Origin of the sequence: Saccharopolyspora flava (genome assembly GCF_900116135.1) — a bacterium.
GTDB lineage: Bacteria > Actinomycetota > Actinomycetes > Mycobacteriales > Pseudonocardiaceae > Saccharopolyspora > Saccharopolyspora flava.
Genome location: NZ_FOZX01000002.1, coordinates 389,195 through 405,335, shown reverse-complemented (window position 1 = coordinate 405,335; position 16,141 = coordinate 389,195). Strand labels below are relative to the sequence as shown.

Annotated in this window: 11 protein-coding genes and 1 tRNA gene; 6 read left to right on the top strand and 6 right to left on the bottom strand. The window is 71.0% G+C overall.

The features are described 5' to 3' along the window. The first annotated feature begins 60 nt into the window (after positions 1 to 60). Positions 61 to 1,716: a fatty acyl-AMP ligase gene (locus BM424_RS08750; RefSeq protein WP_093415212.1), complete on the top strand. Its 1,656-nt coding sequence runs from the start codon at positions 61 to 63 to the stop codon at positions 1,714 to 1,716. 113 nt (positions 1,717 to 1,829) lie between these two features. Here BM424_RS08750 and pth read toward each other — a convergent pair whose 3' ends face one another. Continuing rightward, entirely contained in the window at positions 1,830 to 2,405 is a 576-nt protein-coding gene (pth, locus tag BM424_RS08745) for an aminoacyl-tRNA hydrolase (RefSeq protein WP_093415210.1), read from the bottom strand. 82 nt (positions 2,406 to 2,487) lie between these two features. Continuing rightward, positions 2,488 to 3,111 (bottom strand): 50S ribosomal protein L25/general stress protein Ctc, encoded by a 624-nt coding sequence (locus tag BM424_RS08740; protein ID WP_093415209.1) that lies wholly within the window; start codon positions 3,109 to 3,111, stop codon positions 2,488 to 2,490. Positions 3,112 to 3,485: 374 nt separating this feature from the next. On the opposite strand from BM424_RS08740, the gene BM424_RS08735 reads away from it, so the two are divergent. Continuing rightward, positions 3,486 to 4,091, top strand: a complete 606-nt coding sequence (locus BM424_RS08735) for a malonic semialdehyde reductase (protein WP_093415207.1) — start codon at positions 3,486 to 3,488, stop codon at positions 4,089 to 4,091. Between the two features lie 236 nt (positions 4,092 to 4,327). Here the strand turns inward: BM424_RS08735 and BM424_RS08730 are convergent, their stop codons facing one another. The 4 genes from BM424_RS08730 to BM424_RS08715 all read right to left on the bottom strand — a co-directional run bounded on the left by BM424_RS08730 (position 4,328) and on the right by BM424_RS08715 (position 8,987). Beyond that, positions 4,328 to 5,299: a ribose-phosphate diphosphokinase gene (locus BM424_RS08730; RefSeq protein WP_217649654.1), complete on the bottom strand. Its 972-nt coding sequence runs from the start codon at positions 5,297 to 5,299 to the stop codon at positions 4,328 to 4,330. Between the two features lie 11 nt (positions 5,300 to 5,310). After that, on the bottom strand, positions 5,311 to 6,837 hold the full coding sequence (gene glmU / locus BM424_RS08725; protein WP_093415204.1) for a bifunctional UDP-N-acetylglucosamine diphosphorylase/glucosamine-1-phosphate N-acetyltransferase GlmU: 1,527 nt from the start codon (positions 6,835 to 6,837) through the stop codon (positions 5,311 to 5,313). 238 nt (positions 6,838 to 7,075) lie between these two features. After that, positions 7,076 to 8,806, bottom strand: coding sequence for a GGDEF domain-containing protein (locus tag BM424_RS08720; protein ID WP_093415202.1), 1,731 nt, complete (start codon positions 8,804 to 8,806; stop codon positions 7,076 to 7,078). 110 nt (positions 8,807 to 8,916) lie between these two features. Further along, a tRNA-Gln gene (locus BM424_RS08715) sits at positions 8,917 to 8,987 on the bottom strand. A 518-nt stretch (positions 8,988 to 9,505) separates the two neighbouring features. Here BM424_RS08715 and BM424_RS08705 point away from each other — a divergent pair. The 4 genes from BM424_RS08705 (at position 9,506) to BM424_RS08690 (ending at position 16,003) form a co-directional block, all read left to right on the top strand. Continuing rightward, positions 9,506 to 10,474, top strand: coding sequence for an acyl-CoA desaturase (locus BM424_RS08705; protein WP_093415199.1), 969 nt, complete (start codon positions 9,506 to 9,508; stop codon positions 10,472 to 10,474). Between the two features lie 178 nt (positions 10,475 to 10,652). Then, positions 10,653 to 11,246, top strand: coding sequence for a TetR/AcrR family transcriptional regulator (locus BM424_RS08700; RefSeq protein WP_093415198.1), 594 nt, complete (start codon positions 10,653 to 10,655; stop codon positions 11,244 to 11,246). Positions 11,247 to 11,378: 132 nt separating this feature from the next. Continuing rightward, positions 11,379 to 14,963 (top strand): transcription-repair coupling factor, encoded by a 3,585-nt coding sequence (gene mfd / locus BM424_RS08695; RefSeq protein WP_093415196.1) that lies wholly within the window; start codon positions 11,379 to 11,381, stop codon positions 14,961 to 14,963. Positions 14,964 to 15,076: 113 nt separating this feature from the next. Next, complete coding sequence (locus BM424_RS08690; protein WP_245775717.1) at positions 15,077 to 16,003, top strand: SurA N-terminal domain-containing protein; 927 nt, start codon at positions 15,077 to 15,079, stop codon at positions 16,001 to 16,003. The last annotated feature ends 138 nt before the right edge of the window (positions 16,004 to 16,141 follow it).

The window sequence follows — 16,141 nt, the reverse complement described above, 5'->3', positions numbered from 1 at the left end:
GCTACCCGCACCGCTACGGAAAAGGAGCCCCGACAGGCCCCACTGCGTAAGCTGCGTCACATGAGTCGGTTCGTGGAGACCTTGGTGGCGTCGGCCCGGCGGAACTCCGGGGAGGGAGCTCGCGGCCTCACCACCGGAGAACCCGAGGAGCCCCGGTTCCGCACGTGGGCGCAGGTGCACGACGAAGCGCTGCGGATGGCCGGCGGACTGGGCGATCAGCTCCGGCCCGGCACGGCCGTCGCGATCCTCGCCGCCGATCCCGGCCTGATCGGGCCCGCCGTGCAGGCGGTGTGGCTCGGCGGCGGCAGCGTGACGATGCTGCACCAGCCGACCCCGCGCACCGACCTCGGCCACTGGGCCGAGGACACGCTCAAGGTGCTGTCGATGATCGGCGCGCGGCTGGTGCTGCTCGGCCCGCCGTTCGAGCAGCTCGGCGGGGTCCTGGAGGACAACGGCATCGCCTACCGGAACCTCGCGGGGCTCGCCGACGCCGACACCGCTCCGCTGCCCGCGCCCGTCGAGGTCGACGAGGACGCGACCGCGCTGCTGCAGCTGACCAGCGGCTCCACCGCCGACCCGAAGGCCGTGCGGATCACCCACCGCAACCTGCACGCGAACCTGCGCGCGATGGTCACCGCCGCCGAGCTCGACCCGGAGCGGGACGTGGCGGTGTCGTGGCTGCCGCTGTTCCACGACATGGGGATGGTCGGCTGCCTGACCGTGCCGATGGCGATCGGGATGTCCACGGTCAAGGTGACGCCGTCGGACTTCTTGGCCGGACCGCTGCTGTGGCCGAAGCTGATCAGCAAGTACCGCGCCACGGTCACCGCCGCGCCGAACTTCGCCTACGCGGTGGTGGGGCGCCGGATGGCGCGCACCGACGAGGAGTTCGACCTGTCGAGCCTGCGGTTCACGCTCAACGGCGCGGAGCCGATCGACCCGGCCGCCGCGCAGGAGTTCACCGACGCGGGCGCGCGGTTCGGGCTCGCACCGGACTGCATGGTGTGCGCGTTCGGCATGGCCGAGGCGACGCTGGCGGTGTCGTTCGCGCCGCTGCGGCGGGGCGTGGAGACGGACTCGGTCGACGCGGAGTCCCTGGAGAAGCGGCACGTGGCCGAGCCGGTCGATCCCGGCACGCCGCGGGCGCGTCGGTTCGCGCTGCTGGGGCGTCCGCTGCCCGGCTTGGAGGTCGACGTCGTCGACGACGACGGGCGGGTGCTGGGCGACCGGCAGGTCGGGCGGCTGCGGATCCGCGGCGAGGCCGTCACCCCCGGCTACCTCACGGTGGACGGGCCGCGGGAGGTGCAGGACGCCGAGGGCTGGCTGGACACCGGCGACGAGGGGTACCTGGCGGACGGTCAGGTGGTGATCTGCGGGCGTCGCAAGGACGTGATCATCATGGGTGGCCGCAACATCTACCCGGTCGACATCGAGCGCGCGGCCTGCGAGGTCCCGGACGTGCGGGCCGGCAACGCCGCGGCGGTCCGGCTGGAGGCGGGGAGCAGGCGCGAGCGCTTCGCGATCGTCCTGGAGTCGAAGCGGGCGGGCTCGGAGGAGGCGGAGAAGGCGCTGCGCAAGGAGGTCGTCTCCCGCGTCGTCGACGTTGTCGGCGTGCGCCCGGCGGAGGTCGTCGTCCTCCCGCCCGGGACGTTGCCGAAGACCCCTTCGGGGAAGCTCCGCCGCGCGGCCACTGCGGAGCTGGTGCCGGGTCACTAGCGGACAGTTTTAGCCATAATTGTCCCGACATTTCGGGCATTGATCATGGGTAATTATGGCTAAAACTGTCCGGTGCCCGGGAGGGCTCCCGACAGGAGGTCAGCGACGGGACGTCAGTGGAACTCGTTCTGGGCGGCTTCGAGACCCTTGGTGACCAGGGCTTCGGTCGCGTCCGCGCAGAGATCGATGAAGTAGGCGAGCTCCTTGTGCTCGACCGTCGAGAAGTCCTTGAGCACGTAGTCGGCCGGATCCATCCGGCCCGGCGGGCGGCCGACGCCGAAGCGGACCCGCAGGTAGTCGCGGGTGCCCAGGGACTTCGAGATCGAGCGGAGGCCGTTGTGGCCGTTCTCCCCGCCGCCCTTCTTGATCCGGATCGTGCCGAACGGCAGGTCCAGCTCGTCGTGGATGACGATCAGCGACTCGGGCGGGGTCTTGAAGAACTTCACCGCCCCGGCGACCGGGCCGCCGGAGAGATTCATGAACGAACGCGGCTTGACCAGCACCGACCGGGACCCGGACAGGCGTCCCTCGACGGCGTCGGCACCGGACTTGTGCGACTTGAACTTGCCGCCGATGCGGGCGGCGAGCTCGTCGGCGACGAGGAAGCCGATGTTGTGCCGGTTGCCTTCGTAGCGCGGACCGGGGTTGCCCAGCCCGACGATCACAGAAACCGCGTCCGCAGTGGTCACGGAAGTAAGTCTCCCTCAAGCGGAGGCACGCCCCGCGCCGCCCCGGCTGGGGGCGGCGCGGGTGCGCCCGACGTCGTCAGGCTCAGGCCTCTTCGGAGGACGCTTCCTCGGCGGACTCCGCGGCCTCGCCCTCGCCCTCGGCGGACTCCTCCTCCATGGAGGCGGCGGCCTCGGTGATGTTGACGATCATGGTCTCCGGGTCGGACACCAGGGTGGTGCCCTTCGGCAGCTGCAGGTCGGAGGCGTGCAGCTGGGTGCCGATCTCGGCGCCCTCGATCGACAGCTCGATCTGCTCCGGGATGTGCAGGGCCTCGGCCTCGACCTCGACCTCGGTGAGCTCCTGGCTGACCAGGGTGCCCGAGGCGGCGTCACCGGTCACCACGACCGGGACGTTGACGGTGACCTTCTCGCCGCGCTTGACCAGCAGCAGGTCGACGTGCTCGATGTAGCCCTTGATCGGGTGGGCGGTGATGGTCTTGGTCAGCGCGAGCTCGTCGCCCGAACCCTGGACCTCCAGCGTCAGCACCGCGTTGTGGCCGTTCTCGCGGACCGCGCGGGCGAACTCGACGCTGGGCAGGGACAGGTGCTTCGGGTCGGAGCCGTGGCCGTAGAGGACCGCGGGGATCTTGCCGGCGCGGCGGGTGCGGCGGGCCGCTCCCTTGCCGAACTCGTTGCGCTGCTCGACTGCGATGCGTACCTCGGACACGGTGGTGCTCTCCTTGATGACGTCGGGCGGAACGTGAGTTGTTCGCTGGCCTGCGGCGGTGGGGCGCGCTTCTGGAGGGATCGACGGGCGCCGGTGGAAAAGCGGCACCAGGGAGTGCGCGACATCAGTGCGCCGGAGGAGAACCCTGACCGACCATCACCGTGCCACCGCGCCGATCACGCCGGGCGGACGTCCCGACCTCGCCGAGGCAACCCGAACAGTCTAAACGGTGCCTGCATAGCCGTTTTCGCACGGGTGGATCCCCACCCGATCGGTGACTCGGATTACACGCGGGCGAGCGCGGAAATCGTTGAACGGTCACGGATGTTGCGGTGGGGTGGACAGACCTCGTCCCCCGTCCCAGGAGTGATCCGATGACCGCGACCCAGTCCGAGCTCGTGCTCGACCAGCAGGCCCAGGACCTGCTGTTCCGCGAGGCCCGCACCGCCAACACCTTCAGCGACGAGCCCGTCACCGACGAGCAGGTCCAGGCCATCTACGACCTGGTCAAGTGGGCTCCGACCTCGATGAACCAGCAGCCGCTGCGGGTCGTGCTGGTGCGTTCCGCCGAGGCCAAACAGCGCCTGCTGCCGCACCTGATGGAGGGCAACCGGGCCAAGACCGAGCAGGCTCCGCTGGTGGCGATCCTGGCCGCGGACACCGAGTTCCACGAGAACCTGCCGAAGGTCTTCCCGCACAAGCCCGAGGCCAAGGACATCTTCGCCGACCCCGGTTTCCGGGAGCAGAACGCGAAGCTGAACGCGACGCTGCAGGCGGGCTACTTCTTCCTCGGCGTCCGCGCCGCCGGCCTGGCCGTCGGCCCGATGACGGGTCTCGACGCCGCCGGCATCGACGCCGAGTTCTTCCCCGAGGGCACCCACCGGACGCTCATGGTCGCCAACATCGGCAAGCCCGGCGAGAACCCCTGGATGGACCGGCTCCCCCGCCTCGACTACGACGAGGTCATCACCACCCTCTGACCCCGGCGGGGGGACAGTTTTCATGAAAACCTCCCCCACCCACGATCACGGAAGTTTTCATGAAAACCTCCCTCCCCGTGGGGACGGAGGGTCCCTGCGGACTCCCGTGGTGGGGAAGTTTTCATGAAAACCGTCCCGACTCGGGATCACGGAAGTTTTCATGAAAACTTCCCCCACCTCGAGACGACGAGAGGCCCCGGTCCAGATGGACCGGGGCCTCTCGCGTGGGTGGACCGTCAGGCGCGGCCGTCGAAGAGGCTGGTGACCGAGCCGTCCTCGAAGACCTGGTGGATCGCCTCGGCGACGAGCGGGGCGATCGACAGGACCGTCAGGTTCTCGAACCGGCGCTCCTCCGGGATGGGGAGCGTGTTGGTCAGCACGACCTCCTTGGCGCCGCAGGACGACAGCCGCTCCACGGCCGGGCCCGACAGGACGGCGTGGGTGGAGGCGATGATGACGTCGCTGGCACCGGCCTCGAGCAGCTGCTCGGTGGCCTTGGTGATGGTGCCGCCGGTGTCGATCATGTCGTCGACCAGCACGCACAGCCGGCCCTCGACGTCACCGACGACGCGGTTGGCGACCACCTGGTTGGGCTTGCTGGGGTCGCGGGTCTTGTGGATGAACGCCAGCGGCGTGCCACCCAGGTCGTCGGCCCACTTCTCGGCGACGCGAACACGACCGGAGTCGGGGGAGACCACGGTGATGTTCTGGTCGGTGTAGGTCTCGCTGATGTAGCTGGCGAGCAGCTTCTGCGCCATCAGGTGGTCCACCGGACCGTCGAAGAAGCCCTGGATCTGGTCGGTGTGCAGGTCCACGACCATGATCCGGTCGGCGCCCGCGGTCTTGAACAGGTCCGCCATCAGCCGCGCCGAGATCGGCTCGCGGCCCTTGTGCTTCTTGTCCTGCCGCGCGTAGCCGTAGAACGGGATGACCACGGTGATGCGCTTGGCGCTGGCGCGCTTGAGCGCGTCCACCATGATCAGCTGTTCCATGATCGCGTCGTTCAGCGGCGTGCAGTGCGACTGGATCACGAAGGCGTCGCAGCCACGAACGGACTCGTCGTAGCGCACGAAGATCTCGCCGTTGGCGAACTGGTACGCGGCCTGGGGCGTGACCGTCACGTCGAGCTGCTTGGCCACCTCCTCGGCAAGTTCCGGGTGGCTGCGGCCGGAGAAGAGCTTGAGGCTCTTCTTCGGGGTCGCAGACATGGCACTCACGGTCATCGTCCCTCCCCGTTCGACGTCTCTGCGTCATCGGTCGGTTCATCGCCCATAGCCCGCTGGGCGGCCTGGTCGGCGGCGGTGCCCGGGCGGCGCCTGGCCACCCAGCCATCGATGTTGCGTTGCCTCCCGCGGGCGACCGCCATCGCGCCCGGGGGGACATCTTGGGTGATCACCGAACCGGCGGCGGTGTAGGCGCCGTCGCCGATCTCGACCGGTGCGACGAACATGTTGTCGGCTCCGGTGCGAGAGTGGGATCCGATCTTGGTGTGATGCTTGTTCACACCGTCGTAGTTGACGAACACGGTGGCGGCGCCGATGTTGGACTGCTCGCCGATCGTCGCGTCGCCCACGTAGCTCAGGTGCGGCACCTTGGTGCCGTCGCCGATGCTGGCGTTCTTGGTCTCGACGAAGGTGCCGATCTTGCCCTTGGTGCCCAGCGAGGTGCCCGGCCGCAGGTAGGAGAACGGGCCGACGCTCGCGTTCGGGCCGATCTCCGCGCCCTCGCCGTGGGTGCGCACCACCGAGGCGCCGGGGTGGATCGTGCAGCCTGCCAGCGTGGTGTCCGGGCCGACGGTCGCGCCCTCGCCGACGGTGGTGCCGGCGCGCAGCTGCACGCCCGGCTCCAGCGTCACGTCGCGGGCCAGCGTCACGTCGCAGTCCAGCCACACCGTGGCCGGGTCGACGACGGTGACGCCCTCGCGCATCCAGCCGGTGACCAGGCGGCGGTTGAGCTCGGCGCCGAGCCGGGACAGCTGCACCCGGTCGTTGACGCCCTCGACCAGCCACGGGTCGGCGCAGATCAGAGTGCCGACGCGCAGCCCGTCGCCACGCGCGATGGACAGCACGTCGGTGAGGTAGAGCTCGCCCTGGGCGTTGTCGGTGGACAGCCGCTTGAGCGCGCCGGTGAGGACCTCGGCGTCGAAGGCGTAGACCCCGGAGTTGATCTCGGTGATCTCGGCCTGCTCGGGCGTGGCGTCCTTCTGCTCGACGATGCCGGTGACCTGGCCGTCGGCGTCGCGGGTGATCCGCCCGTAGCCGGTCGGGTCGTCGACGACCGCGGTGAGCACCGTGACGGCGTTGCCGGTGCCCGCGTGCTCGTCGAGCATCGCGCGCAGCGTGTCGGCGTCGAGCAGCGGCACGTCGCCGTAGCTGACCAGCACCGTTCCGGTGAGCCCGTCGGGCAGCTCGGACAGGCCGCAGGACACGGCGTGCCCGGTGCCCAGCTGCTCCTCCTGGACGGCGGTGGTGACCGGCCGGCCCAGCGCGCCGGCGACCGAGCTCAGGTGCTCGGCGACGGCGTCGCGGCCGTGCCCGAGCACGACGACCAGCTGATCCGGATCGACTCCTGCGGCGGCGCGAACGGCGTGCTCGACGAGGGGGCGCCCGGCCAGCCGGTGCAGCACCTTCGGTGTCGCCGATCGCATCCTGGTGCCCTCTCCGGCCGCCAGCACCACGGTGCTGACCGGATCCGGATGCGCAGCAGCGCGCTGAGAGGAGGGCTGGGCGGTGTCGCCCTGGAGCATCAGCGCTCTCCCTTGATCTCTAGATGCGGCCTGCCGAGTCCGGAGTCCCGGCGCCGGCCGACGTGCCTGTTGCGTCCAAGCGGGTGAAGGGTAACCGGACCGGTCGCCCCGCACCTCCGGCGCCCCTGCCCTTCCGGCAGCAGCGCCGATGGTACCGCCGTTCGGACGTTCCGATGCGGACGAAACGGGCCTCTAGCTGGGCCGATGTGATCTTGCCCCGATGTGTTGACAGGGGTGTTCAGCGCGCGTCCGGCGGGATCCAGACGGCTTGATCGATCTCGGAGGGCTGCTCGACCGGGGGAGGTTCGGCGGGGTCGTTGACTCCGGAGAGTGCTGTGACGCGGTTCCCGCCGTTGCGCTTCGACTGGTACATCGCGGCGTCCGCGCGCGCCAGCACCTGAGCGGCCGACTCCTGCGGGCGCATCGCGACCACGCCGATCGACAGCGTCACGCCGCGGGAGAGCTCCGGGGCCAGCCCGTCGACGGCCTCGACGGTGCGGTTGAGCGCCTGCTCGGCCGCCGAGAGCGTGGCGCCGGGCAGCAGCACCACGAACTCGTCACCGCCGTAGCGGGCGACGAAGTCGTCGGTGCGCAGCGTGTCGCGCAGGTTGCTCGCCACGGTGCGCAGCACGTCGTCGCCCTCGGCGTGCGAGCAGCGGTCGTTGACGCCCTTGAAGCCGTCCAGGTCGACCAGCGCGACCGCCAGCGGCTGCACGTCGGGCGTGCTGAGCAGGGTTTCCAGCCGGTCGTCGAGGGCGCGCCGGTTGGACAAGCCGGTCAGCGGGTCCTCGCGGGCCTGCCGGGTGATCGCGTCGTGCTTGTGGCTCAGCCGCGAGTTCTCCAGGCGAGTGGCCAAAGTGGACACCCGCGTCTCGCGCATCGCCCACAGCTCGGTCTCCAGCTCCAGGGCGTAGTCGCGCAGCGCGTCCCGCGGCCGGTCCGGCGCGAGCTCGGTGAGCAGCGCGAACTCCCGCGCCAGCGAGATCCGCAGGGTCGGCTCGGAGGAGTCGTGGCTGAGGCTGGTCAGCGTCTCCGACAGCACCCGCACGGCGTCGTCGCGGTGATCGCCGCGCACCAGGCAGCGGGACAGCGCGATCGCCATGATGATCTGCTCCCGCGGGTGCATCGAGCGGTCGAGGTGGCGCATCTCCTCCAGCCGCGTGATGTGGTCGGCGGAGGGGGAGGCCAGCGCGTGCGCGGCGCCCAGCACCGGCATCTGCTCGGCGGCGGTCCGGTTGGACACGCGCGGGAACAGCGACTCCCGCCACGGGCCCTCGACCGCGACGGCCAGCGCGGAGGCGGTGGAGAACTGGCTGGCCGCCTCGTCGGCGAGCCCGACCCGCTCCAGCCGCAGTCCCCAGCCCAGCTGCATCCGGCAGCGGTTGATCATGTGCACGGCGATCTCGTGCGGGCCGCCGCTCTCGCGGATGCGCTGGTGAGCGCGGGCCATCACCTCGTCGGCCATCTCGTAGACGCCGAGCTGGGTGAGCACCAGGCCGATGTCGATCAGCGAGGTCGCCAGCAGCCGCTCCCAGGACCGGCGGCCGAGGGTGCGGTCGGGCGCCAGCTCCTCGTCGAGCATCGCCAGGCCGTGCGCGACCTCGGTGAGCGCGGTGTCCTCGGCGCCAACGAGCAGCGCCCGGCGGCCGCGCAGCGCGTGCGCGTCGGCCTGCAGCACTTCGAGGCCGTGCCGCTTGGTGTGGGTGAGCAGCTCGTCGAGCAGTTCGTCGGCGCTGTCGACCAGTTCGGCGGTGTTGAGGCGCATGGCGGCGCAGTGCCGCAGCAGCTGGGCGACGATGCGCGGTTCGCCCCGGCGCTGGGCCTCGAGGAGCAGGTTGTCGGCTTCGCGGAGCGTGTTGGACTGGCCGGCCGGGTCGCCGTGCTGGCCGACGGCGTTGAGTTCGCGGGCACGACCGACCAACCACGCGTCGGACACCTCGCCCAGCGTGGTCACGGGATCGTCGCGCAATGCGGCAGTGTCGTCGCGCAGCGGCGCACACCCCCTGTTCACCTTGTCTCCCGGGCTGCCCGGGCGGTGCGCGTCGCCGCGCACCGCGTCGGGCCCGGGAGGGCTGCTCGCTCCGCCGCCAGGATTCGAACCTGGACCATCGGAACCAAAATCCGAGGTGCTGCCTTTACACCACGGCGGATCGGGCGCGTCGGGCCCCCGGAACCGGGCGTTGCGCGCCGGCGCCGCAGCGTGAGCTTACCGGTCCGTGACAACGACCGGTGTCGCCCTGTCGAGATCATCACGTGGTCGGCGGAATCGGTGTCGCGATCGGGCTTGCGGTCGGGCCGCGGCCGGGGTGCCGGGCGGCAGGGCGGCGCGAGGGGTTGCCGCCGTTGCGGACGGGGTGTCTTGGGCAGCCGGGGACTCAGGCTCGGAAGCCCGCACGGCTGGTTCTGAGCGCGCACACCGTGGGGACGGAGATCGACTGCGTCCGGTTGCACCGCGGGATGCGGACGATCGGGTGAACGCAGAACCCGAGACACGCCCGGAATGCAGCGACACGCCACTTTTTTTCCTCCGGGGGGTGACGATTTCGCATCGAACAACTTACGCTAGCGTAGGTTACGGTCCCGTAGGGTGGAGGTGTTGCGGAGGCCGTGATCGTCGGGCGTGGAACCGAAGTTTTCCCACCTCCTCAAGCCATTCGAGGTATTGAGCATGACCGCAGCTACCGAGTCGGTGACCCCAACTCAAGCCAGCCGTGAGTCCGGACCCAAGCCGTTGACCGCCGGGCAGCGCCCGCTGATCGGGCACCTGTCGGTGTACCTGTTCGTCCTGGTCCCGTTCGCGGCGCTCCTGCTGGCGGTCCCCGCCGCGTGGGGCTGGGGGCTGGGCTGGGTCGACATCGGCTTGGCCGCTGTTTTCTACGTCGTCTCCGGGCTGGGCGTGACGGTCGGTTTCCACCGCTACTTCACGCACGGCTCCTTCAAGGCCAACCGCGGCGTCAAGATCGCTCTCGCGATCGCCGGGATGATGGCGGTGCAGGGGCCGGTGATCACCTGGGTCGCCGACCACCGCAGGCACCACGCCTACTCCGACCGCGACGGCGACCCGCACTCGCCGTGGCGCTTCGGCTCCTCGCCGGTCGCCCTGGCCAAGGGCTTCTGGTACGCGCACATGGGCTGGCTGTTCGAGCGCGACCTGACCAACCAGGACCGCTTCGCGCCGGACCTGAAGAAGGACGCCGAGCTGGTGCGCGTCGACAAGCTGTTCCCGCTGTGGACGGCGCTGAGCCTGGTGCTGCCGGGCGTCCTCGGCGGCCTGATCACCTGGTCCGTCTGGGGCGGTCTCACCGCGTTCTTCTGGGCCGGTCTGGTGCGCGCCTCGCTGCTGCACCACGTGACCTGGTCGGTGAACTCGATCTGCCACATGATCGGCGAGCGCCCGTTCAAGAGCCGCGACAAGGCGGCCAACTTCTGGCCGCTGGCGATCCTGTCGTTCGGCGAGTCCTGGCACAACTCGCACCACGCCGACCCGACCTGCGCGCGGCACGGCGTGCTGCGCGGCCAGCTGGACATCTCGGCACGGGTGATCTGGTTCTTCGAGAAGGTCGGCTGGGCGTGGAAGGTCCGCTGGCCCAACGAGAAGCGCCTCGCGCGCATCGCGGTCACCGACTACAAGGGCTGACCGCTCAGGCTGCCGGTGCCCGCGCGGTGATCACCGCGCGGGCACCGCTGTGTCTCGGGCCTGCACCGCGAGTGCGGGTCCCTCGCTTAGGGTGGGTCGAGTGGCAGGACGGAGACGTGGGCGGAACGCGCCCGAAGCGGCGGCGCCCACGCGGGCTCCAGCGCGGCCTCGTGCCCGGATGACGGGCAAGGAACGACGGCAGCAGCTGCTGGACGTGGCGCGCGCGCTGTTCGCGGAGAAGGGGTTCGACGGGACCTCCATCGAGGAGATCGCGCACCGCGCCGGGGTCTCCAAGCCGGTGGTCTACGAGCACTTCGGCGGCAAGGAGGGCGTCTACGCGGTCGTGGTCGACCGCGAGATGCGCGACCTGCTGGACCTGATCGTCTCGGCGCTCGACGCCGGGCACCCGCGGGTGCTGCTGGAGCAGGCCGCGCACGCTCTGGTCGACTACATCGACGAGAACACCGACGGCTTCCGCGTGCTGGTCCGCGACTCGCCGGTGGCCAGCAGCAGCGGCACCTTCTCCAGCCTGCTCAACGACATCGCCAGCCAGGTCGAGCACATCCTCGGGCTCCAGTTCAGCGCCCGCGGCTACGACGCCAAGCTCGCCCCGCTCTACAGCCAGGCGCTGGTGGGCATGGTCGCGCTGACCGGCCAGTGGTGGCTGGAGGCGCGCAAGCCCAAGAAGGAGGAGGTGGCCGCTCACCTGGTCAACCTCGCCTGGAACGGGCTGTCCGGGCTGGAGCACAAGCCCAAGCCGATGACCCGGTGACCTGGGGCGGGCTGTTCGTGTCACCCCGGAGTCGTAGTCTGGGGTTCCCACCGCTTGAGTGGCCGCCACCTCGCGCTCGCGTCCGGGCCGAGGTGTGTCCGCATTCGCTCTTCTCCGCTGCGAGGTAGCTCCATGAGCAAGGCCGGTCCCCTGCGCGGACTGCTCGACAACGTGCTGCGCGATCCCGCCCTGCGTCGCCTCGTCGACGCCGCGGACAGCCCGCGCCTGGTCGTGGAGGGCCCGGCCGCGGCGCGCCCGCTGACCGCCGCCGCGCTGGCCGCCGGGGCCGACCGCCCGGTGCTGCTGGTCACCGCCACCGGCCGGGAAGCCGAGGAGTCCGCCGCCGCGATCGCCGACCTGCTCGGACCCGACGGCGTGGAGGTCTTCCCGTCCTGGGAGACGCTGCCGCACGAGCGCCTGTCGCCGCGCGCCGACACCGTCGGCCGCAGGCTGTCGGTGCTGCGCAGGCTCGCCCACCCCGAGGAGCACCCGTGCGGGCAGATCCGGGTGCTGGTCACCACCGTCCGCAGCCTCATCCAGCCGATCGCCCCCGGCCTCGGCGAACTCGCGCCGGTGCGGCTGTCGGTGGGCGTCGAGGTCGACTTCCAGGAGACCGTCGAACGCCTGGCCGGGCTCGCCTACGACCGCGTCGACATGGTCGAGAAGCGCGGTGAGTTCGCCGTGCGCGGCGGCATCGTCGACGTCTTCCCGCCCACCGAGGAGCACCCGCTGCGGGTGGAGTTCTGGGGCGACGAGGTCACCGAGATCCGCCCGTTCTCCGTCGCCGACCAGCGCTCCCTGCCCGACGCGTCCGACACCGACCTGATCGCGCCCGCCTGCCGCGAGCTGCTCATCACCGAGCAGGTCGCCGAGCGCGCGGGCAAGCTCGCCGAGCAGCACCAGGCCGACGCCAACCTCGCCGAGATGCTCGGCAAGATCGCGGGTGGCGCCCCGGTGGAGGGCATGGAGGCCCTCATCCCGGCGCTGTGCGAGGGCGAGATGCAGCTGCTCAGCGACCTCGTCCCGGCCGGGACGCACGTGATCCCGGCCGACCCGGAGAAGATCCACGCCCGCGCCGCCGACCTGGTGCGCACCGGGCAGGAGTTCCTGGAAGCGTCCTGGATGGTCGCCGCCGACGGCGGCAAGGCCCCGATCGACCTGGGCGCCTCCGCCTACCGGGGCCTCGCCGAGGTCGCCGAGCACACCCGCTCGCTCGGCCTGCCCTGGTGGCCGCTGACCCAGCTGACCAGCGAGGAAGGCGAGGACGACGAGGTCGTCCGGCTCACCTTCAAGCAGCCCGACGCCTACCGCGGCGAGATCGAGCGCGCCTACGCCGACCTGCGCGCGCACACCGCCTCGGGCGGCGCGGCCGTGCTGGTGGTGGCCGGTGCCGGGACCGCGCAGCGCGCCGCGCAGCAGCTCCGCGAGGCCGAGCTGCCCGCCGCGCTGGTCGAGGACGGGCTCGCCGACGAGCCCGCCGCCGGTGTGGTCACCGTGGTGCGCGGCGGCCTGGAGGACGGCTTCGCCGCTCCGGAGATCGCGCTGGTGGTGCTCACCGAGGCCGACCTGACCGGCGGTCGCGGCGGCACCTCCACCAAGGACATGCGGCGGATGCCGTCGCGCCGCCGCAACGCCGTGGACCCGCTGGCGCTCAAGACCGGCGACTTCGTGGTGCACGACCAGCACGGCATCGGCAAGTACGTCGAGATGGTGCAGCGCACCGTCGGCGGCGCGACCCGCGAGTACCTGGTGCTGGAGTACGCCTCCAGCAAGCGCGGGCAGCCCGGCGACCGGCTGTTCGTGCCCACCGACCAGCTCGACGAGGTCACCCGCTACGTGGGCGGTGAGACGCCGACGCTGAACAAGCTCGGCGGCTCGGACTGGAAGAACACCAAGGCCAAGGCGCGCAAGGCGGTCAAGGAGATCGCCGCCGAGCTGGTGCAGCTCTACGCCGCCCGCCAGTCCTCGCCCGGGCACGCGTTCGGCGTCGACACCCCGTGGCAGCGCGAGCTGGAGGACGCCTTCCCCTACACCGAGACCGGCGACCAGCTCGCCGCGATCGACGAGGTCAAGGGCGACATGCAGCGCTCGGTGCCGATGGACCGGGTGATCTGCGGCGACGTCGGCTACGGCAAGACCGAGATCGCGGTGCGCGCCGCGTTCAAGGCGGTGCAGGACGGCAAGCAGGTCGCGGTGCTGGTGCCCACGACGCTGCTCGCCCAGCAGCACCTGACGACCTTCGCCGACCGGATGCGCTCGTTCCCGGTGACCATCAAGGGCCTGTCCCGGTTCACCGACCCGGCCGAGTCCGACCAGACGATCAAGGGCCTGGCCGACGGCGAGGTCGACATCGTCATCGGCACGCACCGGTTGCTGCAGACCGGCGTCCGCTACAAGGACCTCGGGCTGGTGATCGTCGACGAGGAGCAGCGCTTCGGCGTCGAGCACAAGGAGCACATCAAGGCGCTGCGCACGCACGTCGACGTGCTGACCATGTCGGCCACGCCGATCCCGCGGACGCTGGAGATGAGCATGGCCGGCATCCGCGAGATGTCGACGATCCTCACCCCGCCCGAGGAGCGGCACCCGGTGCTGACCTACGTCGGCGCCTACGACCCGAAGCAGGTGGGCGCGGCGATCCGCCGCGAGCTGCTGCGCGACGGGCAGGTGTTCTTCGTGCACAACCGGGTCAACGACATCGAGAAGACCGCCCGCCAGCTGCGCGAGCTCGTCCCGGAGGCGCGGATCGTCACCGCGCACGGGCAGATGAACGAGGAGCGGCTGGAGAAGATCATCCAGGGCTTCTGGGAGCGCGAGCACGACGTGCTGGTGTGCACCACGATCATCGAGACCGGCCTGGACATCTCCAACGCCAACACGCTGATCGTGGACCGCTCCGACATGCTCGGCCTCGCCCAGCTGCACCAGCTGCGCGGGCGCGTCGGCCGGGCGCGGGAGCGCGGCTACGCGTACTTCCTGTACCCGCCGGAGAAGCCGCTGACCGACACCGCGCACGACCGGCTGGCCACCATCGCGCAGAACTCCGAGCTGGGCGCCGGTATGGCGGTGGCGATGAAGGACCTGGAGATCCGGGGCGCGGGCAACATCCTGGGCGCCGAGCAGTCCGGGCACATCGCCGGCGTCGGCTTCGACCTGTACGTGCGGCTGGTGGGGGAGGCCGTGGACGCCTTCCGCAAGCACGCCGGGGCCGAGCCCGCCGAGGGCGAGGAGGAGCTCACCGACGTGCGGGTCGACCTGCCGATCGACGCGCACATCCCGCACGACTACGTGCCCGGCGAGCGGCTGCGCCTGGAGGCCTACCGGAAGCTGGCCGCCGCGGCCGGCACCGACGACCTGGAGGCGGTGCGGGCCGAGCTCACCGACCGCTACGGCCCGCTGCCGGAGCCGGTGGAACGGCTGCTCAAGGTGGCCCGGTTCCGGCAGATCTGCCGCGAGCACGGGGTCCGCGAGGTGACGCTGCAGGGCTCGTCGCTGCGCTTCTCGCCGCTGGAGCTGCCGGACTCCAAGCAGGTCCGGCTCAAGCGGCTGTACCCGAAGGCGGTGTACAAGCCCGCGCTGCGCACGATCTCGCTGCCCCGCCCCACCGAGGGCGCGGCCGGGGGCCGGATGGGCGCCCCGCAGCTGCGCGACGAGGCGCTGCTGGAGTGGTGCGCGACGTTCCTGGAGACCCTCACCAGCAACCCGGTGCCCGCCTGACGTCGGGCAAGCGACCGAGCTTTCCGAGCCTGGGATCGGTCGTGGTGGCGAGATGTTGACTTCGTTCTGTGTTGAGTCTTCATCTCAGGGTGATGACGTGAGAGGGTGCCCGCGTGACGATCTCGCTGCGCCGTGGCCGCTTGTTCGCGTCTCTCGCCGTTGCCGGTGTGCTGCTGTCGGGTTGCGGGTCGGGGCCCGGTCACGCGGGTGCCGCCGCGATCGTCGGTGACCAGCGCATCCCGGTGTCCGAGGTGCAGTCCTGGTTCTCCGAGGTGCTGGCCAAGGAACCGGAGCTCAAGCCCCAGCTGCGGCAGCAGGGCCAGTACGACGAGCTGGGCCGGACGCTGGCCGGGCAGCTGGTGCGCAAGGAGCTCGTCGCGCAGGCCGCGCGGCAGGACGGGCTGACGGTGTCCGAGCAGCAGGTCACCGACATGATCAACCAGTGGGGCGGCCCGCAGGCCACCCGGGGCAAGATCTTCACGCCGGAGAACCTGCACGACATGGCGCGCAGCGAGGCGCTGGTGACCGAGCTGGGGCGCCGCTACTTCGACGGCCTGGCCGTCACCTTCGACTTCACCCAGGCCACGACCCGCGCGGAGGCCGAGCGCAAGGCGCACCAGATGGCCCGGGGCGACGCCGCGGTCCGCGACCTGATCGCCGCCGATGCCCGCGCCGGTGTCCCCGCGGCGGCGGGGCAGCACCTGCGGGCGGTGGACAGCCCGAAGCTCGCCGCCTCGACCCCGCTGTTCGGCGCCGAGCCGGGCACGGTGCTGGCGTTCGAGCCGGAGCCGAACTCGGGCCAGTGGCTGGTCGCGCTCATCCGCCAGCGCGAGGCGAAGCCGTCGCCGAACCCGACGAGCTCCGTCGACGACCAGACGCTGCAGGGCGTGGGCAGCTTCCTGCTGGGCGCGACCGCCGACCGCGTCGGCGTCCAGCTCAGCCCCCGCTACGGCGTCTGGGACCAGATCGGTCTGCAGGCCGCCCCCAACGAGGGCGAGACCACCGGCTTCCGCCTCGAACCCGAGGACAAGTCCTCCTGACCCCGGCGAAGTTCTCATGAACTTCCCCCACCCCACGCCCCAGGGGCCCCGAAGTTTTCATGAAAACTGCGTCATCCCCAGGACCACAGGGACGGGGAAGTTTTCATGAAAACCTCCCGATCTTCGGGACCACTGGGG